The sequence below is a fragment of the Streptomyces wedmorensis genome (assembly GCF_000716445.1).
Lineage (GTDB): Bacteria > Actinomycetota > Actinomycetes > Streptomycetales > Streptomycetaceae > Streptomyces > Streptomyces wedmorensis.
The window spans coordinates 1-18958 of sequence record NZ_JNWK01000080.1 but is presented as its reverse complement, the minus strand read 5'-3'; the positions used below and the strand labels follow the sequence as shown (position 1 = coordinate 18958).

The 18958-nt window shown below is 74.1% G+C and carries 19 protein-coding genes and 1 tRNA gene; 7 read left to right on the top strand and 13 right to left on the bottom strand.

The annotated features are described in order from the left end of the window. A complete protein-coding gene (locus tag OO54_RS37615; RefSeq protein WP_033211482.1) occupies nt 1–258 on the top strand; it encodes a WhiB family transcriptional regulator in 258 nt (85 codons plus the stop codon). Between the two features lie 76 nt (nt 259–334). On the opposite strand, the gene OO54_RS37610 is transcribed toward OO54_RS37615, so the two are convergent. Beyond that, nucleotides 335–820, bottom strand: coding sequence for an ATP-binding protein (locus OO54_RS37610; RefSeq protein WP_033211481.1), 486 nt, complete (start codon nt 818–820; stop codon nt 335–337). Between the two features lie 93 nt (nt 821–913). Then, nucleotides 914–2158, bottom strand: a complete 1245-nt coding sequence (locus OO54_RS37605) for a PP2C family protein-serine/threonine phosphatase (protein ID WP_234439242.1) — start codon at nt 2156–2158, stop codon at nt 914–916. 95 nt (nt 2159–2253) lie between these two features. Between OO54_RS37605 and OO54_RS37600 the strand changes: the two genes are divergently transcribed. Beyond that, nucleotides 2254–2766, top strand: a complete 513-nt coding sequence (locus OO54_RS37600) for a MarR family winged helix-turn-helix transcriptional regulator (protein ID WP_033211479.1) — start codon at nt 2254–2256, stop codon at nt 2764–2766. 146 nt (nt 2767–2912) lie between these two features. Here the strand turns inward: OO54_RS37600 and OO54_RS37595 are convergent, their stop codons facing one another. The 4 genes from OO54_RS37595 to OO54_RS37580 form a co-directional block, all read right to left on the bottom strand. Then, nucleotides 2913–4073 carry a PP2C family protein-serine/threonine phosphatase gene (locus OO54_RS37595; protein WP_033211478.1) on the bottom strand — a complete coding sequence of 387 codons (1161 nt, stop codon included), beginning with the start codon at nt 4071–4073 and terminating at the stop codon, nt 2913–2915. A 60-nt stretch (nt 4074–4133) separates the two neighbouring features. After that, nucleotides 4134–4502 carry an STAS domain-containing protein gene (locus tag OO54_RS37590; RefSeq protein ID WP_033211477.1) on the bottom strand — a complete coding sequence of 123 codons (369 nt, stop codon included), beginning with the start codon at nt 4500–4502 and terminating at the stop codon, nt 4134–4136. Between the two features lie 53 nt (nt 4503–4555). Further along, nucleotides 4556–7033: a SpoIIE family protein phosphatase gene (locus OO54_RS37585; RefSeq protein ID WP_033211476.1), complete on the bottom strand. Its 2478-nt coding sequence runs from the start codon at nt 7031–7033 to the stop codon at nt 4556–4558. Nucleotides 7034–7148: 115 nt separating this feature from the next. Beyond that, a complete protein-coding gene (locus OO54_RS37580; RefSeq protein ID WP_033211475.1) occupies nt 7149–11177 on the bottom strand; it encodes a HAMP domain-containing protein in 4029 nt (1342 codons plus the stop codon). A gap of 283 nt (nt 11178–11460) precedes the next feature. On the opposite strand from OO54_RS37580, the gene OO54_RS37575 reads away from it, so the two are divergent. Beyond that, complete coding sequence (locus OO54_RS37575) at nt 11461–11688, top strand: DUF5133 domain-containing protein (protein WP_033211474.1); 228 nt, start codon at nt 11461–11463, stop codon at nt 11686–11688. A gap of 80 nt (nt 11689–11768) precedes the next feature. On the opposite strand, the gene OO54_RS37570 is transcribed toward OO54_RS37575, so the two are convergent. The 3 genes from OO54_RS37570 to OO54_RS37560 form a co-directional block, all read right to left on the bottom strand. Continuing rightward, the gene (locus tag OO54_RS37570; protein WP_033211473.1) at nt 11769–11930 is read right to left on the bottom strand and encodes a DUF5670 family protein; all 162 of its coding nucleotides are present in this window, start codon (nt 11928–11930) and stop codon (nt 11769–11771) included. 102 nt (nt 11931–12032) lie between these two features. Then, nucleotides 12033–12404, bottom strand: coding sequence for a hypothetical protein (locus OO54_RS37565; protein WP_157856587.1), 372 nt, complete (start codon nt 12402–12404; stop codon nt 12033–12035). A gap of 112 nt (nt 12405–12516) precedes the next feature. Beyond that, nucleotides 12517–13086: a DUF6328 family protein gene (locus OO54_RS37560; RefSeq protein WP_051787718.1), complete on the bottom strand. Its 570-nt coding sequence runs from the start codon at nt 13084–13086 to the stop codon at nt 12517–12519. Between the two features lie 1382 nt (nt 13087–14468). On the opposite strand from OO54_RS37560, the gene OO54_RS37550 reads away from it, so the two are divergent. Beyond that, a tRNA-Trp gene (locus OO54_RS37550) sits at nt 14469–14545 on the top strand. 121 nt (nt 14546–14666) lie between these two features. On the opposite strand, the gene OO54_RS37545 is transcribed toward OO54_RS37550, so the two are convergent. Both OO54_RS37545 and OO54_RS37540 read right to left on the bottom strand, forming a co-directional pair. Continuing rightward, nucleotides 14667–15041, bottom strand: coding sequence for a ribosome maturation factor RimM (locus tag OO54_RS37545; RefSeq protein ID WP_033211470.1), 375 nt, complete (start codon nt 15039–15041; stop codon nt 14667–14669). A 60-nt stretch (nt 15042–15101) separates the two neighbouring features. Next, complete coding sequence (locus tag OO54_RS37540; RefSeq protein ID WP_026058471.1) at nt 15102–15323, bottom strand: DUF6458 family protein; 222 nt, start codon at nt 15321–15323, stop codon at nt 15102–15104. Nucleotides 15324–15586: 263 nt separating this feature from the next. Between OO54_RS37540 and OO54_RS44450 the strand changes: the two genes are divergently transcribed. Next, entirely contained in the window at nt 15587–15739 is a 153-nt protein-coding gene (locus OO54_RS44450; protein WP_200146589.1) for a hypothetical protein, read from the top strand. A gap of 359 nt (nt 15740–16098) precedes the next feature. Beyond that, nucleotides 16099–16242 carry a hypothetical protein gene (locus OO54_RS46575; RefSeq protein ID WP_017240744.1) on the top strand — a complete coding sequence of 48 codons (144 nt, stop codon included), beginning with the start codon at nt 16099–16101 and terminating at the stop codon, nt 16240–16242. Between the two features lie 247 nt (nt 16243–16489). Here the strand turns inward: OO54_RS46575 and OO54_RS42765 are convergent, their stop codons facing one another. Beyond that, on the bottom strand, nt 16490–17503 hold the full coding sequence (locus OO54_RS42765; RefSeq protein ID WP_051787716.1) for a hypothetical protein: 1014 nt from the start codon (nt 17501–17503) through the stop codon (nt 16490–16492). Between the two features lie 16 nt (nt 17504–17519). Beyond that, on the bottom strand, nt 17520–18074 hold the full coding sequence (locus OO54_RS37530; protein ID WP_033211469.1) for a hypothetical protein: 555 nt from the start codon (nt 18072–18074) through the stop codon (nt 17520–17522). A 307-nt stretch (nt 18075–18381) separates the two neighbouring features. Between OO54_RS37530 and OO54_RS37525 the strand changes: the two genes are divergently transcribed. Beyond that, a complete protein-coding gene (locus tag OO54_RS37525) occupies nt 18382–18735 on the top strand; it encodes an ATP-binding protein (RefSeq protein ID WP_033211468.1) in 354 nt (117 codons plus the stop codon). Nucleotides 18736–18958: the final 223 nt, after the last annotated feature.

The following is an 18958-nucleotide window of genomic DNA, read 5'->3' as shown; positions in this document are numbered from 1 at the left end:
ATGGACGGCTGGCGTGCGGCCGCGGCCTGCCAGGAGGTCGACCCCGATCTGTTCTTCCCGGTGGGGACCGGGGCCCCCGCCCTCGCCCAGGAGGAGGAGGCCAAGAGGGTCTGCCGGCGCTGCCCGGTACGCGAACCGTGTCTGCGCTCGGCCCTGGCGCAGCCGCACCCGCCGTCGGGCGTGTGGGGCGGCCTGACCGAGGCCGAGCGGCGTTCGCTGGAACGCCGGGCCCGCCGCCGGGCGGACGACCGCCGGTGACCGGCCGCCGGATCACGGCCCCCGGCGTCCCCAGGGGCCGTGGTGCGCCCGGGGACGCCGGTGAGGTGCCGGTGCGTCAGCGCGATCGCCGGTCCGGCGGGTTCGCCGTGGCGGCGTACTCCGGCAGGAGGGAGAGACGGGCGCGGACCCGCTTCCCCTGCGGGGCGGGCTCCACGGTCAGGCTCTCGCAGACGGCGACGACGATCTCGACGCCGTGCTGACCGATGCGGCGGGGGTCGTGTCCGCGGGACACGGGGGCGGCGTCCTCCTGGTCGAAGACCGAGATCTCCAGGATGTCGCGGCCCAGTTCGAGGAGGAGCCGGCAGGGGCCGGCCGTGTGTCGGATCGCGTTGGTGACCAGTTCGCTGACCACCAGCTGCGCGAGCTCGACGCGCTCCTCACCGACCGGTCCGGGCAGCACGGTGGGGGCGGCCGCGAGGAACTCGGCCGTGAAGTCGCGGGCGGAGGCGATCGCCCCGCCGCGGGAGGCGTCGCCGTAGACGGCACCCGCGGACAGCAGGGGCTCCGGGACCGTGCGCTCCGCGGTGACCGCGTCCGTCATGGCGCTGGTACTCCCCTCGTCCTGGGTCGGCGGCTGGGCTCCTCGTACCCGCCTTTCCCCTCTTCATGGTTCCCACACCGCCCGCAACGCGGATCACACACCCGCCGACAGTCCGTCAAGGGGATGCCTGCGCGGTCGGCGTGGCCCCCCGAGCCGTCCCTCGTCCGGGGTCCCGGCCCCGTGGCCGCGCCAGTCGAGACAGAGTACGAGGACGGCGTCCGGCGCGCCACGGGGTGTCCCGCGCAGCGCCCGTACGACGGCCCGGGGGACGTCCGCGCCCTTCCGGCGGCGTGCGCCGGTGAGGGCGCGGGCGACGGGACCGTCCGGCGCGTCGTGCCCGTCGCCGGCCGTCGGCTCTCCGGTGCCGTGGGCGACGAAGACCAGCCGGTCGCCGCGCAGGAGGCGCAGGCGCTGGGGGGCGTAGACGGTGTCCTCGAACATGCCCAGGGGCAGTTGGCGGTCCAGTTCGACGCGCTCGGTCACGGTGGAGCGGACACGCCAGAGCGTCGGCGATCCGGCGTCCACCACCTCGGCCTCGCCGGTGGTCAGGTCGAGCCGGAGCAGCAGGGCGGAGAGCGGGTGCTCGCCGCGGTACTGCCCGTAGAGCGCCTGGTCGGTGAGGCTGGCCTGGGTCACCAGGTCGAGCCCGGCCCGCCGGGCGTTGCGGATCGCCGTCAGGGCGAGGGTGCTCGCCAGGGCGGCCGGGGTGCCGGGGCCGGCGGCGTCGGCGACGACGATCACCAGGTCCCGCTCGGTGGCGCTCCAGTCCAGGAGGTGTCCTCCGGAGGTGTAGGCGGGCTCCCAGTGGGCGTGGAGGTCGAAGGCCGGTCCGGCGCAGGCCCGGCCCGGCAGGGTGTCCCACTGCATCTCCCCCGCGACGCTGAGGGCGTGCGTCCGGCGGGTGCGGCGGTACAGGTCGGTGTGGCGGTCGGCGACGCGCAGGGCGTGCCCGAGGGTCTCGGCGACCCGGGCGAGGCTCGCGGTGGTCTGCGGGGTGGACCGGTCGGCGGGCAGAACGACGACCAGGACGCCGAACCGGTCGCCGCGGACCGTGACGGGAAGGTAAACGGTCGCCGTGGGCCCGACATCACGGAAAAGATATGGTTGCTGGGTGTGGAAGACGCGGCCGGCGGGGCCCGCGCCCACGGGCGCGTGCGGCATCCCGGCAGGTGTCTGGACGGGCTCCACGGGGCGCAGGGTCGTGAATCCGTAGTCGACGAGCAGCAGGTCGGCGGAGGTCGCGGCGTACAGGTACGCGAGACTGGTACGGAGGGAGTCCAGGAGGAGGTGTGGTGCCGCCCCGCGCAGTGCGCCTTCCACCGTCTCGTGTCGATCCACCGGATCCGTACCGCCTTCTGGAGAGATGTAGAGATGACCGGTCCGTCGCAAGGCCGCTGTCCCCGGCCCGGGACGTCCGAGGAGGGTCGGCAGGCATGAGCAGCAACCACGCCCCGCCGCCGCGGGAACCGCAGCGGACGGCCGAGTCCGCCCGGGAGCTCATCGAGCTGCTGGAGGTGCTGTGGGAGCGCGGCCGGGACATGGTGTCGTCGACACCCGTCTCGGCGAGTCAGCTGCGCGTGCTGTACAGCCTGGACCGCGAGGAGGGCATCAGCCTGCGCACCCTGGGCGAGCTGCTCGGCTCCGCACCGCCCTCGGTGAGCCGCATGTGCGACCGGCTGGAGGCGCTGGGCTTCGTGCAGCGGCTGCCCAGCCCGGTGAGCCGTCGACAGCTGGAGCTGCACCTGACCGTGCACGGCAAGGCGTACCTGCGGGACCTCCGGGCCCAGCGCGAGGAGGCCCTGCTCGCGGTCATCGCGGACATGTCGCCGACGAGCCGCAAGGCGCTGCTGCGGGGGCTCGCCGGGTTCCACGAGGCCGTGGGAAGGGGTGGAGCGGCAGCCTCGTCACCGTCCCGCACGCCGCTGAAGGACGTCAGTTCGGCCTGATCCCCGCGCGACGCCGGCCGCGACGCCGGCTCCGGCCGGGCGCACACCCCATGTCCTCATTGCCACCTCTGATCGTCCTTGGCGGCGTTCTTCCGGTCACCCCGCCAGGTGTTGCCCCAAGGATACAGTTGCTACACGGCAACTGTTTACACGGTGCCATGCCAGTCGAGGCAGACGACCAGGGCGTCGTCCTCCAGCGGGCTGCCGCCGTGGTGGGCGGCGAGCTCCCGGAGCACCGCCTGCGGCACGTGCGTGGGCGGCAGCAGGCGCGTCCCCCGCAGCGCGCGGGCCAGCGCCCGGTCCCCGTAGCTCTCCCCCGCGGGCGAGACGGCCTCGTACACGCCGTCGCTGCCGAACAGCAGCCGGTCGCCCGGCCGCACCGCGAACCGCTCGGGCACGTACACGGTGTCCTCGAACATGCCGAGGGGCAGCTGCGCCTCGAAGCCGACGGACTCCACCGCCTGCCCCCGCTGCCGCCACAGACGGGGCGAACCGGCGTCCACGGCCTCCACTTCGCCCGTGGCCAGGTCGAAGCAGAGCAGCAGCACCGACACGAAGGCCTCGCCTCGGTACTGGGCGTACACGGCCTGGTCGGCCAGCACGGCCTGGTCCGCCAGCGGGAGGCCGGCCCGGCGGGCGTTGCGGAGCGCGTTGATCGCGAGGTTCGTCAGCAGGGCGGCCTCGATGCCCTCCCCCATGCCGTTGGTGACCGTCAGGGTCAGCCGGCCGTCCGAGACCGACCAGTCGTAGTTGTCGCCGAAGATGGCGTAGGCGGGCTCCAGATGGGCGGCGAGGGCGAACTCGGGACGGGCACAGGAACGGCCGGGCAGCAGCTGCCACTGCATCTCCGCCGCGAGCGTGAGCCGCGTCGCACGCCGCGCCAGGACGTACAGGTCCGTGTCGCGCTCCGCCACCAGGATCTCGTGGCCGAGTGCCTCGCAGACCTGGGCGAGCCCCGGAAGCAGCGGCCTGAGGTCGGCCTCCAGGGGCAGCTCGGCCGTCAGCACCCCCAGCCGGTCCCCGCGGACGGTGACGGGCAGGTGGAGCCGGAGCGCCCCGGGCTCCCGGACGACGTGCGGCTCCTGGGCACCGAAGGCGCGCCCCTGGGGACTGTCGTGGATCGGCACCGACGGATCCGCCCCGGAGACGTGCCCGACGAGCTGGAGCGTCCGCAGACCGTAGTCGGCCAGGCGGAGTTCCACCCGCCGCACTCCGCAGTGCTCCCTCAGGGCGTCCTCGACGACCCCCACGAGCCGGTGCGGAGCCGCCCGGCGGAGCGCCTGCTCGATCTCGGCGATCTCGTGCACGGTCCTCCTCTTTCCTCTCCCTGGGCCGGTCCCGTGCACGGGGACCGGGCCACCCGTCCGCTATCTCGCACCGCCGGCCGCGGCCAGCGCGTCCGCCACGCCGTCGTGCGGCGGGATCGTCGTCGTCACGCCGGTGATCTCCAGGATGCGGCGCACCGCCGGGGTCGGCGCGGCGAGATACAGGTCGCCGCCGATCTCCCGCGCCCTGTTGACCGCCCTGATCAGGACGTTCAGCCCCGAGGAGTCCATGAAGCCGAGGGCGGCCAGGTCCAGCACGAGACGGCGCCGCCCCTGGCCGAACTGTTCGGTCAGAAGGTCCTCCAGCCGGCCGGCCGTCTCCATGTCCAGCTCACCCTCCACGGTCAGCACCGCCGTGCGGTCGTCGCGGATCTCGACGTCGACATCCAGGTTCGGCTCTCGCTCGGACATGTTCCCTGCTTTCCATGGGGGGTTGGGACCGGTCTTGGGGCGGACGGAGGGGGTCATGACACCTGGACACCGACCACGCACGTGTCGTCGTCCGTGTCCGACTTGCTGCGCGCCAGCAGCTGGTCCAGCCGGTGTTCGAGGCTGTCGGACGGCTGCCGGGCGACGGTGAGCAGCTGGGCGACGGAGTCGTGGACGGCGGTGTCCCGCCGCTCGACGAGCCCGTCGGTGTACATCAGCACCGTGTCGCCGGGTTCGAGCCGCAGCTCCGTCTCCTCGTACTCGGCCTCCGCGAGGGCCCCCAGCAGCAGCCCGCGCAGGAGCGGCAGGTCGACCGCGTCGTCCCCGCGCACCAGCACGGGCGGGAGGTGTCCCGCGCGGGCCCAGCGCAGCGTGCGGCTCGCGGGGTCGTAGATGCCGCACACGGCGGTGGCCGTGACCTGGGCGGTGAGGTGGTGGGCGACGCTGTTGAGCCAGGACAGCAGCTGCCCCGGGCCCGCGCCCGTGACGGCGAGGCCGCGGAGGGCGTTGCGCAGCACCACCATGCCGGTGGCGGCCTCCACGCCGTGGCCGGCGACGTCCCCGACGCACAGGAGCACCTTCTTGGACGGCAGCACGACCGCGTCGTACCAGTCGCCGCCGACCAGGGACTCGGACTCGGCGGGACGGTAGCGCACGGCGACGTCGAGGCCCGGCGCGTCGAGCGGCGGCTTGGCCGGCGGCATGATGGCGTGCTGGAGCTGGAGGGTGAGCCGGTTGCGTTCCTCGGCCGCCTCCTCCGTCGCCGCCAGCCGGTCGCGGGTGGCCGTGAGGGCGACCTCGGTCCAGTGCTGCGCCGAGATGTCCTGGTAGGCGCCCCGGACGGCCTGGAGACCGCCGTCGGTGCCCAGGGCGGGTTCGGCGGTCACCCGGATGTGCCGCGTGACGCCGTCGTGGCGGAGCATGCGGAAGGCGGTGGAACCCACCCGCCGCTGGTACAGCACCTTCTGCAGGAAGCGGCGGATGGTGTCGGCGTCGTCGGGGTGGGCGTGGGCGGCGAGGTCGCGCAGGGCGACCGGCGGCTCCGTCGGCCTGCGGCCGAAGAGCTCGTACAGCTGGCCGTGCCAGGTGATGTCCCCGGCGACGACGTCCTCCTCGAAGGCGCCGACCCGGCCGAGGCGCTGGGCATGCTGGAGGAGGCTGGCGAGGCGGGCCGACTCGTCCTCGACGCGCCAGATGAGCAGGACGCTCGCGCCGTACCGGCTGATGCTGATGTCGGCGAGCGAGGCGAGCGGCACCTGATCCACCAGGGCCGTGAGCCGGACCCGGCGGGCGCGGAACGGCTCTCCCGTGGCGTAGACCCGCTCGATCCGTTCGAAGAGTTCGCTGCCGCCCGCCGTCGCCGGGTACGCCTCCAGGAGCAGGGCGCCGTCGACGGAGCCGCGGGGCCGTCCGGCCGGATCCCGGAAGTGCGCGTTGGCGTGCCGGATGCGGAAGTCGACGAGCTCCCCCGCCTCGCCCAGGTGGGGGGTGAGGACGAGGGCGGGATCGTAGAGCCCGTCCGAGAGTTCGGCCAGCGCCGGCGCCCCGTCCCCGCCGGGTACCGGGAAGCCGCCGGGGACGGGGAAGCCGCCGGGGGACGCCTCGGGCAGCGCCTCCAGGGTGTGGGCACAGAGCTCGGCCAGGGCCTCGATCTGGCGCTCCACGGCCTGCGGCAGGGGGTCGAGCGGACGGGCCCAGCAGATCTCCAGGACGCCGTGGATGCGGCCGCCGGTCCCGGCGGGGACGACGACCCGGCCGCCGTCGGGATGGCGCGCGCGGCCGATCGAGGGGACGCCCGCGGCCGCCAGGGAGGCGTATCGGACGGTGCGGCGCCCGATGAGCGCCTGGCGGGCCGCGGTGGTCACCCCCGGCGGCACGTAGTGCCAGCGGGCCGCCTCGTCGAGGCCGAAGCCGGCGTGGCCGCGCAGGCTCAGCGAGGTGTCCGGGCCGGTGGTCCAGATCGCCACGGCGACGGCGCCCAGGGGTTCGAGGGCGTGCCGGAGCAGCGACTCGGCGACGGCCTGGGTGTCGCCGGCGCTGAGCGCCGCGCTCTCCGCCGTACGCAGCCGCACGGCGACCGAGGCGGCAGGGGCGGTGGCGGTGGCGGGGGGCTCACCGATGGCCGTTCTCACGAACTCGTCCGCCGCCTCGGCCATCCGGTCCCGGGCCGCCTGGTTGATGATGTCCGCGGCCAGCTCCAGCCGGGACAGTCCGGCCCGGTCGGCGAGCTCCGCGAGCTGGCGGGCCGCCTGGGCGGGGCCGCAGCCCAGGCGCTCGACGATGACCCCCTTGGCGAGTTCGATCAGGGCGCGGCCCTCGGCCGCCGCGTGCGCGGCGCGCACCTCGCCGCGCAGCCGTTCCACCGTGGCGGCCAGTCGGCCGTCGGCGGACGCGTCGGCCGACGCGCCGTCGGCGGGGTACGGGACGGCGGTGCCGGGGGTCGGGGGCGCGGCGGCGCCTGTCTCGGGGAGGCCGACGGACGGGTCTCCGCCCGGGAAGCGGCGGCCGCTCACGTCGACGACTCCTCGGTCGGGGCGGCCCCGGGGCCGCCGTGCGGACGGGGCCCGGGTGCGCCGGTCCGGCGCTCCGGGGCCGGGCGGGGAGCGCGGGGCGGTCCCGCGGGAACGGTCACGAGGCCGCCTCGCCGTCGAGCCAGCGGCTGACGCAGGCGATGAGTTCGTCGGCGTCGACGGGCTTGGTGACGTAGTCGCTGGCCCCGGACGCGAGGCTCTTCTCCCGGTCGCCGGGCATGGCCTTCGCGGTGACGGCGATCACGGGCAGGTCCGCGTACTGCGGCAGCTCCCTGATCCGCGCGGTCGCCGTGTAGCCGTCCATCTCCGGCATCATCACGTCCATCAGGACGAGGGCGACGGCCGGGTTCGCCAGGAGCGTCTCGATCCCCTTCCGCCCGTTCTCGGCGTGCAGCACGGTGATGCCGTGCAGCTCCAGGATGCCGCTGAGGGCGTACAGGTTGCGGGCGTCGTCGTCGACGGCGAGGACGGTCCTGCCGCGCAGGGTGGTGTCGATGGCCTGGGGCGCGGGCGCCCAGTGGTCGCCGCGCACCAGGGGGACGACGTCGCCGGGCTGCTCCGCGGAGAGGTGGAGGGCGATCCGCTCGCGCAGCTCGTCGAGGCTGGAGAGGAGTTCCAGCGGACGGCGGCCGGCGAGGTCCTGGAGGGCGCCCTCCTCGTCGGCGGGGAGCCGGCGGTTGTTGTGGGCGAGGACGGGGACGGTGCGCAGCGCCTCGTCACCGTCCATGGCGTCCAGGAAGCGCAGGGCGTCGCCCTCCGCCATGTCGACGTCGAGCACGACGCAGTGGAACGGCTGGGTGGCGAGCGCGGAGGCGGCCTCCTGGGGGCCGACGACCGCGATCAGTTCGATGTCCGCCCGGCCCGTGTCCCCGCCGTCGGCCGCGAGTTGGGTGACCGCGTTCTCGGCGACGACGGCGAGGAGCCCGCGCGGACGCTCCTCGATCACGAGGAGGCGCCGGGTCGGCCGGGCGGTCGGGGCGCCGGGCAGCGCGAGCGCGCCGCCCCGGGCCGGGGCCTGGGCGGTGAGCACCGCGGAGGGGTCCGCCGACGGGGCGGCGGGGTCGGGCTGCTCGGTGAAGTCGGTGCGGGTGACGGGGAGGTAGAGGGTGAAGGTGCTGCCCTCGCCGGGCACGCTCGTGACGGTGAGGGCGCCGCCGAGCAGATGCGCGATCTCGCGGCTGATGGAGAGGCCCAGGCCGGTGCCGCCGTACTTGCGGTTGGTCGTCCCGTCGGCCTGCTGGAAGGCGCCGAAGATGGCCTCCAGGTTCTCGGGGGCGATGCCGATGCCGGTGTCGGCGACGCGGAAGGCGACGACGGGGCCGCCGCGGTGCACGGACACGGGCAGCTCGCCGTCCGAGGCCGGTTCGATGCGCAGCTCGACGCTGCCGTGCTCGGTGAACTTGACGGCGTTCGACAGCAGGTTGCGCAGCACCTGCCGGAGCCGCGTGTCGTCGGTGACGAGGTCGACGGGGACGCCGGCGGCCGTGGAGACCGCGAAGGCGAGGCTCTTCTGCGAGGTGAGGGGGCGGAACGTGGCCTCGACGTAGTCGAGGAGCCTGCGCAGGGGCACGCGCTCCGGGTTGAGGTCCATCTTCCCGGCCTCCACCTTGGAGAGGTCGAGAATGTCGTTGATCAGCTGGAGCAGGTCGGATCCGGCCGAGTGGATGATGCCGGCGTACTCGACCTGCTTGGCCGTGAGGTTGCGGGTCGGGTTCTGGGCCAGCAGCTGGGCCAGGATCAGCAGGCTGTTGAGCGGGGTGCGCAGTTCGTGGCTCATGTTGGCCAGGAACTCCGACTTGTACGTGGAAGCCAGGGCGAGCTGCTGGGCGCGGTCCTCCAGCTCCTGCCGGGCCTGCTCGATCTGGAGGTTCTTGGCCTCGATGTCGCGGTTCTGCGTGGCGAGCAGGGCCGCCTTCTCCTCCAGCTCGGCGTTGGAGCGCTGGAGTTCCTCCTGCCGCACCTGGAGTTCCTCGGTGCGCGAGCGGAGTTCGCCGGCCAGACGCTGGGACTCGTCCAGCAGTTCGTCGGTGCGGGCGTTGGCGACGATGGTGCTCAGGTTGACGCCGACGGTCTCCATGAGCTGTTCCAGGAAGTCCCGGTGCACGGAGGTGAAGGGGCTGAAGGACATCAGCTCGATGACGCCGAGCACCTGCTCCTCGACGACGACCGGCAGCACCACGAGGCTGCCCCGGGACGTGCTGCCGAGGCCCGAGGAGATCGTGACGTAGTCGGCGGGGACGTGCTCGGCGGCGATGGTGCGGCGGCTGCGGGCGGCCTGTCCGACGAGCGACTCGCCCAGCCGGAAGCGGCCCCGGTCCTGGTCACCGGCGGGGCGTCCGTAGGAGCCGACGAGGCCCAGCTCGACGCCGTCGGCGCCCTCCTCGGCGAGGTAGAACGCGCCGTACTGGGCGGCCACGAGCGGGGTCAGCTCGTCCATGACGAGTTCGGCGACGACGGCCAGGTCGCGGTGGCCCTGCATCAGCGCGGACATCCGGGCCAGACTGGACTTGAGCCAGTCCTGCTCCTGGTTGGCCCGCGTCGTCTCGCGCAGCGAGCCGACCATGGCGTTGATGTTGTCCTTGAGCTCGGCCACCTCACCCGACGCCTCGACGGTGATCGAGCGGGTGAGGTCGCCCTCGGCGACGGCGCTCGCGACCTCGGCGATGGCGCGAACCTGGCGGGTGAGGTTGCCCGCCAGCTCGTTGACGTTCTCGGTCAGCCGCTTCCAGGTACCGGAAACCCCCTCGACCTCGGCCTGACCGCCGAGCCGGCCCTCGCTGCCGACCTCGCGGGCCACGCGGGTCACCTCGGCCGCGAACGAGGACAGCTGGTCGACCATCGTGTTGATGGTCGTCTTCAGCTCCAGGATCTCGCCCCGGGCGTCGACGTCGATCTTCTTCGACAGGTCGCCGTTGGCGACGGCGGTCGTGACCTGGGCGATGTTCCGGACCTGTCCGGTCAGGTTGTTCGCCATGGAGTTGACGTTGTCGGTGAGGTCCTTCCAGGTACCGGCCACGTTCGGCACCCTGGCCTGGCCGCCGAGCCGGCCCTCGGTGCCGACCTCGCGGGCGACCCGGGTCACCTCGTCCGCGAAGGCGGACAGGGTGTCCACCATGGTGTTGATGGTGTCGGCGAGGGCGGCGACCTCGCCCTTGGCCTCCACGGTGATCCGGCGGGAGAGGTCGCCGCGGGCCACGGCGGTGGCGACCTGGGCGATCGAGCGCACCTGCCCGGTGAGGTTGGAGGCCATCACGTTGACGTTGTCGGTCAGGTCCTTCCAGGTGCCCGAGGCGCCCCCGACGGTGGCCTGGCCGCCGAGGTTGCCCTCGGTGCCGACCTCGCGGGCGACCCGGGTCACCTCGTCCGCGAAGGCCGAGAGCTGGTCGACCATCGTGTTGATGGTCGTCTTCAGCTCCAGGATCTCGCCCCGGGCGTCCACGTCGACCTTCTTCGACAGGTCGCCGCCCGCGACGGCGGTGGCGACGTGGGCGATCGCCCGCACCTGCGCGGTGAGGTTCCCCGCCATCGAGTTGACGGAGTCGGTCAGGTCGCGCCAGGTACCGGAGACGCCCTTCACGTCGGCCTGTCCCCCGAGGATGCCCTCGGTGCCCACGTCGCGGGCCATGCGCGTGACCTCGTCGGCGAAGGCCGAGAGCTGGTCGACCATGGTGTTGATGGTGTTCTTCAGCTCCAGGATCTCGCCGCGCGCGTCCACGTCGATCTTCTGGGAGAGGTCGCCCTTGGCGACGGCCGTCGCCACATGGGCGATGTCACGGACCTGGGTGGTGAGGTTGCCGGCCATCGCGTTCACCGAGTCGGTCAGGTCGGCCCAGGTGCCGGAGACACCGGGCACGGCGGCCTGCCCGCCGAGCGTCCCTTCCGTGCCGACCTCGCGCGCCACCCGCGTCACCTCGGAGGTGAACAGGGACAGCTGGTCGACCATCCCGTTGAACACCCGGGAGATCTCGCCCATCAGCCCGTGCGCCTCGTCGGGCAGACGGGTGCCGAAGTCGCCGTCCCGCACGGCCGTGAGCCCTGCCAGCAGCTGACGGAGTTCAGGCTCGCCCACCGCGGCCGGTCCGGGGTGCTCCCGGCCGGAGGAGCTCCTGGTCGTCGTCTCAGACATGCCCCATCCTCGTTCCCCACCAAGCTTGCGCACACGGACCGTGCGGCACACGCCGCGCGCCGGACGTCCGCTCCCCCCGGGACGGCTCCGACTGCCGCGATCGTTGCCGTACGGCAATCATGACGACACTACCCCTCCGTGATCGACAAGAGGAGGGCGGTGCCGGGCCATCCGGCCGGAACCCGTCCTCTCCGGCCCCGGGCGAAGGGCATACGACGCCGCGACCGGGGTACACGCGCGGCGAACCGGGCGGTCCCCGCCCCGACGACGAGGGGAGCAGTACGTGCTGATGGCCCACCCCGCGGTCCTGCGCGATCTCATCGAGCAGTACGAGACGCTCAAAGTGCTCCAGGCCGAGAACGGCGGCGAAGAGGTACGGCGGCGCATGGACGACTTCGCCTACACGCTGTGCGTCTCCACCGGTACGCGTGACGTGGACGCGGCGCTGATCGCGGCCCGCCATCGCCTGCCGGGCGCGCGCCCCGAGGACGACTCGGTGCTGAGCACCTGAGCACACGGCCGAGCCCGGCACCTTCCGACGAAGGTGCCGGGCTCGGTCACGCCACGGGCGGGCGCGCGCCGCGGGGCCGCCTACCAGCGGTACCAGCGCCCCGTGCCGCCCTTCGGCCGGGCCACGAAGCCGAGCAGCCACAGGACGAGCACGATGACGGCGATCCACCAGAGCGCCTTGACGGCGAAGCCGGCGCCGAAGAGGAGCAGGACGAGCAGCAGTACGAGAAGCAGGGGGACCATGCGAATCGACCTCCGTCGGGACGGTGACGGGAAAATGAAGGGACGGCCGGACGGCGTACACATGCGCACCGGCCTCCTACGGGGGCGGGAAGCGCCGCCCGCTCAGCCGCGGCGTTCGAAGAACAGGGCCACCGGGCCGAGGTCGCGCCGCGCGACCAGGCGCCCGGCCCGGTGCCCCCACCCGTACGCGAGGGCGAGCGCGGCCGCCGTGCCGGCGACGGCACCGGCCGTCACGGTCCGGTGCGCACGCGCGGCGGCCCACAGGTCGCTCCCGGCGCCCCGGGCCACGTACGCGGCCGCGCGGGCCTTCTCGGCGAACGGCACCGGCAGGAAGCCCGGCTCCCCGAGGGCGGCCGGCACGTACCCCTCGTCCACGTCAGGGGCGTCCGCCCGCGTCAGGTCGGGGTAGTCCGGGACGACGTAGGGGCCGGTCCAGGGAAACCGGTTCCGTTCGCTGTTCTCAGAAGCACTCATGGGCACCGTCTCGCCGGACTCCCGCACGCTAAACCTGGTGGACCCGGGCCCCCGGTACGCGCCCCGGGTCGGGGGGCCTTCCCGGGTCGGCTCCGGTCGGCTCCGGTCGGCTTCAGTCGGCGTAGTGGGTGCGGACCCACAGGGGCAGGGCGAACCAGCAGATCAGATACCAGGCGAGGACGCCGGAGACCAGCCAGGGCACGTACGGGTCGTGCGTCGCCACCCGCAGGATGAGGAACAGGGCGGCCGTCAGCGTCGCGAGCAGCAGCAGGATGCCGGTGAAGGTGAGCCGGGAGGCCCAGACGACGGCCTGGGACTTGACCCGCCGCCCCGACACGATCCGATGGAAGGAGACCGGGCCGATCAGCGCGCCCGTCGCCAGCGACCCGAGGACGACCGTGACCAGGTAGATCGTCTTGTCGGTCTGCCCCAGGTCGTGGAAGAGCGGGGTGAACACCACGGTGAGAAGGAAGCCGAGGAGGATCTGGACGCCGGTCTGGGCGACCCGGATCTCCTGGAGGAGTTCCTGCCAGCGCCGGTCCGCGCGCTCCTCCTCCGTCTCGCCGCGCCCGTCGTGCCTGCCGGTGCCGGCACCGGTGCCGCTGTCCGGCTCCTGTGTCTTCCCGCCGTGCCGCGCCTCCCTCGGCCCGTCCTCAGACGTACCGCCGTTTCGTTCGTTCATGACGATCCTCCTCTGAAGCGCGCGCCGGGTCTCGGGGGCACGGCGCGGACGTGCGGCTCCCCGGAGCGAGGCCGGCACGGCGGAAGCCCCCGTCGAGCGTGGGGGCTTCCGTCCGGCGCGCACGGTGCGGAGTCAGGACCGCGGCGTACCGGCCGTTCGCGGGGGCGCGTGGCGCGGCCACCGTCCGCGACGGGCGTTCCCGCCGTCGCCGGGCAGCCGCCCGCGGTCACCGGCGACAGGACCGTCGGCCCGCCCGTTCAGCCCTCCTGCCCGTCTCGTCCGCGCGGTGCGCCGGGGGTCACGGCGGGAGCGTACGTGCGGTTCCCCCCGCTCCGGCCCAAGGCACTGGGGTTCTCGGACGGGACTGCGGCCTCCGGCGGGCGCGACGGCGGTGTCACCGGAGGGCTGGGCGGGCGACGGGGCGGGCGGACCGGGGCGCCGTCCCCGGTCCCGACGGTCCACCGGAGGGGCGGGCGAGGCGGCGGGGCCGGGTCGGTCCCACCGGCACGGCGCACGGCGCCACCCGGACGAGGACTCGGGTCGGCTTCGACACGAGCGCCTCCTGGGTGGGTTCCGCGGGTCGACTGTCCGTCACCCTGGTTCCGGTGCATACCAGTTCGGCTTGCCGCTCTTCCCGGGGTCAAACCCCGAGAATGCGGCGAGACCGCTCGGCGGTCCGGCCCGCCGGGGCACCTCGTCCCGGGGCGCGGGCTCGGGGCGGCGGCTCGGGGCGGCGGCTCGGGCGGCATGCGAGCGGCCCGCACCTCCACGGGGTGCGGGCCGCTCGCGGGTGCCGCCGACCCACGGCAAGGGGGGGAACCGTGGATCGTCCGGCGTGAGCGTGTCCCATCGCTCGACACCCGCATGCCCCGCCGACCGGGATCCATGCCACCCGGTCCGGTTTCACCCGGGGCGGGCCGGGGTGACCCGCTGGGACTTCGAACCGGCCGGTCCACCGGCCGCCACGTCCACGCGTACGACGACGTCGTCGTGCCCGTCACCGACCGGCGGACCCGGGTGATCGGCGCGGGCGCCACGGTCGACGTCTCCGATCTCCGGGCGAGCCGGTCCGACGCCCGCCCGGCCGGCGGCGAACACGAGGGCGTCGACGCGGGCTCCGCCCCGCCGGCGTCCGCGGAGATCGAGTTGAAGCAGCCGCCGAAGGACGTTCCCGGGCGGCGGTCGTCGCCGGCCGGGAGACCGGCTACGCCCCGGGGAGGCGGTCGTCCGATCCACGGTCGACCCGGCAGGTACCGGGCGCGCGGTGTCGTCCGATCCACGGTCGACCCGGCAGGTACCGGGCGCGCGGTGTCGTCCGATCCCCCGCCGCGATATCCGGTGGCGCCGCCTCCCGTCGGCCTGGCGCGCTTCCCGCACACCGAGGGGGCGTAGCTCAGCCGGCCAGAGCGCCGGTCTCCAGAACCGGATGCCGCAGGCTCGACTCCTGTCACCCCTGCCAAGGGCGCGCCGGCGCCGGATCCTCGGACTTGGACATGGCGACACCTTTCTCTCGTACGGGGATCGTCTCCCGTCGGGGACGTGCCGCTGCGCTGCGCGGGCCGGGGTGGACCGACGGCCCGTCAGAGGCCGCCCACGCCTCCCGGGAAGGGCCAGGACGTGCGGTAGTACTGGCCGATCTCCTCGCGGTACTGGCGGTCCGCGAGGTGCTTGTCGGAGACGAACTCGGGCGAGTCCTTCACCTGTTCCTTCGACAGGGCGAGGTGGAGGGTCTGCTCCTCCAGGTCGACGCTGGTCACCGCCCGCGCCGGGATCAGCACCTCCTTGCCGAAGATCCAGACGCCCGTGTCGACGACCAGGTAGGAGTCGTCCACCTCGTCGGAGTGCTTGTCCACCTTGCCGATGTGCCCGTCGGAGGCCTCGACGCGCCACCCGGTGAGGTCGGTACCCGCCAGGTGGCCGGACTCGGTGCTGAAGGACCACAGATGGTCGGTCATCGCTGTCACTCCTCTGTCGCTGTGTTCGTGCAGGTCGCGGCGCCGGACGTGCGGGCCGCCTCAGAGCAGGTCACGACGGTCGTCGGTGACCGTGGGCGCCACCGGCGGGACCACCATCCGGCGGCGGCGCAGAACGCTGGTGTAGACGGCGGTCCCGAGCAGGCCGACGCCCATCAGGATCAGGCCGACCAGATCGAGGTCGACCGCTGCGAGCTCCCAGTCGGACGCGAACGTGAGGATGGCGCCGACGGCGATCATGATGATGAACAGTCCCAGACCCATGGTTGGTTGCTCCTCCCCTGCGGGTTGGACAGCGTCCGCGTACCCGGGCCTCCGGGGATCATTCCGCCGTCCTCGGAGACGTTCGGACCGGGTACCTCCCGGCCCCGGGAGCACGCCGGAATCGCCGATTCGCCGTCTTCCAGGGGATGTTCATGGACGGGCGGGGCACGCGTTCAGCCGCGGGCCCGCACACGCACCGGCGGGCGAGGCACCCGACTCCCGGCCCGTCGGCAGAGGGCCGGCCGCACTCCCCGGGAGCCCCGATGCAGGTCCGAGCGAGGCCCGCACATCCGGACGTCACATGGACGGCCCGTACCGTCGCCAGGCGCTACCGGCCCGACCGTCTCCTGGGCCGGGGCGGCGCGGCGGACGTGTTCGAGGCGCTGGACCTGCGGCTGCGGCGCCCGTGGCGGTGAAGCCGTTCCGGCCGGCGGGCGCCCACCGGACCGACGCTCACTGGGCAGCGCGCCAGCGCGGGCGAGGCGGCGCCCCCGCCCCGGGACGGGGCGGCGGACGGGCCCGGACGGGCGCACCGACGTCGCCGCTCCCGCACGCGAACGACTCTCCGAAAAACCGCGCCTGACGACTCATCAGGAATTTTGAAGTGTGAGACGGCCGCTTGGGGCAACACGGAGTGCCAGGACACGGAAGGAAGGCGGGGGCGTTGCCGGAGGCCGGGACGGGAGGCGGTTCGTCTGTCTCCTCCCCGCGTTCTTCCGGTAGGGGGCGCCCTTTCGGGAACCGTCCCGCGCGTTCGACATCGGAGGAGAATCCCATGACCGCACTGCTGGACCGCATCAAGCGATTCGCCCGCAGCCCCCAGGGCCGTGGCGCGGCGGAGTCCCTTCGCCGCGCCGCGGCCGACCCGCGCAGGCGCGCCCAGGCACGCCGCCTGTTCGGCAGGCTGCGCCACCGCTGACGCCTGCTCACCCGGCCTTCACAGCCGGACCGCCGACGCCCCGCGCGAGGTACCGCGCGGGGCGTCGGCGTGCGTACGGCGCGTGCGCGGCGCGTACAACACCGCCGCGCGAAGGCGCCGTACGGCCAGGATCGTCGGAGAGGAGCGCCTGCGGGCGACGCGGGTGCCGGACATGCCGCCGGCCCGGCGGTGCGGGCCGCGAGGCCGATCGCACCGCCGGGCACGGGAACCGGGGGACCCCCGGGCGTCAGGTGGACAACAGGCGCTGGAACAGGGCGCGGTACTGGCAGAGCGCGAGGCGCAGGCTCTCGGTGTCGGCCTCCAGCCCCTGGCTCCACTGCCCCTCCAGGGTGTGCCGGTGCCGGGCGAAGGTGTCCGCCAGGGTCCTCATCACGTCCCCGACGAGGACGTCGGCCGCGTGGACCGCCTGGCGGGGGTCGTCGACGAACCGGCCCTGGACCTCGTGCCAGCGGCGACGGAACTCCCCTTCCTCGGCCGGGCCGAGCAGATCGGGGATCCCCTCCCCGTCCGCTCCGGCGGCGCCGGGTCGCGCGACGCGTTCGTCGCCCGGTCCCTGCGACCGCTCCTGCGGGGCGGGGGCGGCGTGCCGGGCGTGACCGCCGTGGGCCGCGGGTGCCGGGCCCGGGGGCGCGGAGGGCAGGGGCGGTGTCCGGGGCATGGCCGACGGGTACGCGGGAGGCGTCTTCTGAGCCGGGACCTGCGGGGACGCCGCGGGCGTGGACGGCGGGCCCCCGGGGCCGTCGGGCCCGGACTGGTCGTGCCCAGGCCGGCCGGGCTGCGGCCCGCCCTGCGGGAACTGGTCGTATCGGGGCCGGCCCTGTTGGGGCCGACCCTGCTGCGACGCGCCCTGCTGAGGCTGGTCGTGCCGGGGCGGGGTCGGTACGACCGCCGGGCTGCCCGGGACCGCCGAACCGGTCGCGGGGCCCGACGGCGTGGGTGGGGCGGAGGACGAGGCCTGGGGCGCGGCCTGTCGGCGCCCGTCCGCCTCCTCCACGCCGGGCTGCCGCGGCGGGGTCGGTACGACCGCCGGGCTGTGCTCCGGCTGCCGCACCGCGTCGCCTCCGGTCGCCGCGGGCCCGGGACGGCCGGGGCCGGACCGGCCCTGTCCGGTCCGCGGCTCGGGGCGGTCAGCCGGGTCGGGGCGGCCTTCCGACCGCTCGGGGTACTCGCCCGTCGGGTCCGCGTGGTGTCGTCGACCCGGCGCCCGGGTCGTGCGCTCGGACGTCTCGTGGTGTCGCATCTCTCCTGCCTCCGCGTCAGGACCGGCGGGTGCCGGTCGGCTCGCCGTCGGCGAGCAGGTCGTCGAAGAGGGTGCGGTAGTGCATCATCGCGCCCCTCAACTGTTCGGTGGTGGCGGCGTTGTGGGTGCTCATCGCGTGGACCTCCAGGGCCGCCCGGTAGTACTCAAGGGCGCGGCCGTGCCGCACCGACAGGTCACGCAGCCGCTGCTCGTGGCCCTCGTCGGGGTAACCCCGGTCGCGCATCAGGGCCGCCACCAGTTCGTCGGCGTCGTGGATGGCGGCCTCGGGCCGGTCCACGAACTCCTCCTGGACGCGCATCCACCGCCGCGCGTACTGCTCCCGCACCTCACCGGGCACCGGCTTGATCTCCAGGTCGGCGAAGCGGCTTTCGCGGGCCTCCAGTTCCTGCTCCGCGGCCCGTCTGCTGCCGGTCGCCTCGACGGCCCGTCCGTACTCGGGCCCGAAGCGGTCGCGCAGTCGCGATCGCCGCCGGCGGTCCACCGCCACACCGGCGGCGAACCCGACCACGACGACGGCCGCGACGACGACCAGGACGATTCCGATCGACATCGGTTCTCACCCTTCCGCGTTCTCTCTCGGAGTCGAGCTCTTCCGTCCCGGCCCTTCGGGGGCCCAGGACTCATGGAGGTCCGCGTGCCCCTCACCCAGGAAGGCAAACCGGGCGTCCAGGACGGGCCGGGGCCGCACGCGGAGGCGAGCGGACAGGAGAGCGGGGGCGAGGGCAGAGGCGAGAGCGGGGGGCGCATGCGATCGCCCCGCAGGGCAATAAGCGGAGATATCGGGGCACAAGGACAACCTGCGGGCAGGACGCCCCCGGAGCTCCGAAAGACCCGGCCGTGCGAACGGAGAGCGAACGATGCGGAAGACCGACGACGCGCACATCACCGACGCCTTCGTCCGGGGCGGCCTCTCGCCCTCCCGGGCCCGTCGCCTCACCGTGGACTTCCTGCAGGGTCTCGCGCGGCGCGGCCGATCCGTGCCGCCCCGCGCGGTGGAGGCCGCCCGGCTCGTCACCAGCGAGCTGGTCACCAACGCCTACGAGCACGCCCCCGGACCCGTTCTGCTGGAACTGCGGCTGGAGGGCGGGCTGGTCGCCATCACCGTGTGGGACAGCGAGCCGGCCCTACCGGTGGTCATCGCCCTGGACGGCGAGACGGCCCCCGAGCGCGCACCGGCGCGTGACGGGAGGGGCACCAGGGTCCGCCGGTGACCGGCGGCGGAGGGCGGTCCCCGCGGACGGCGACACTCTGGGCGCGGTCCAGGCGGACGCGCCGGCCGCGTCCCACCGGCTCGCACCCCGCACGATCCCCTGCTCGTGGCGGACGCCGGGGTCGGCTAGTCTTCTGAGTCAGGAATTCTGTTCAGATATGAGGCGAGGCGTTCGAGGATCTCGTCTGCGGTCTTGGTCCATATGTAGGGCTTGGGGTCGGTGT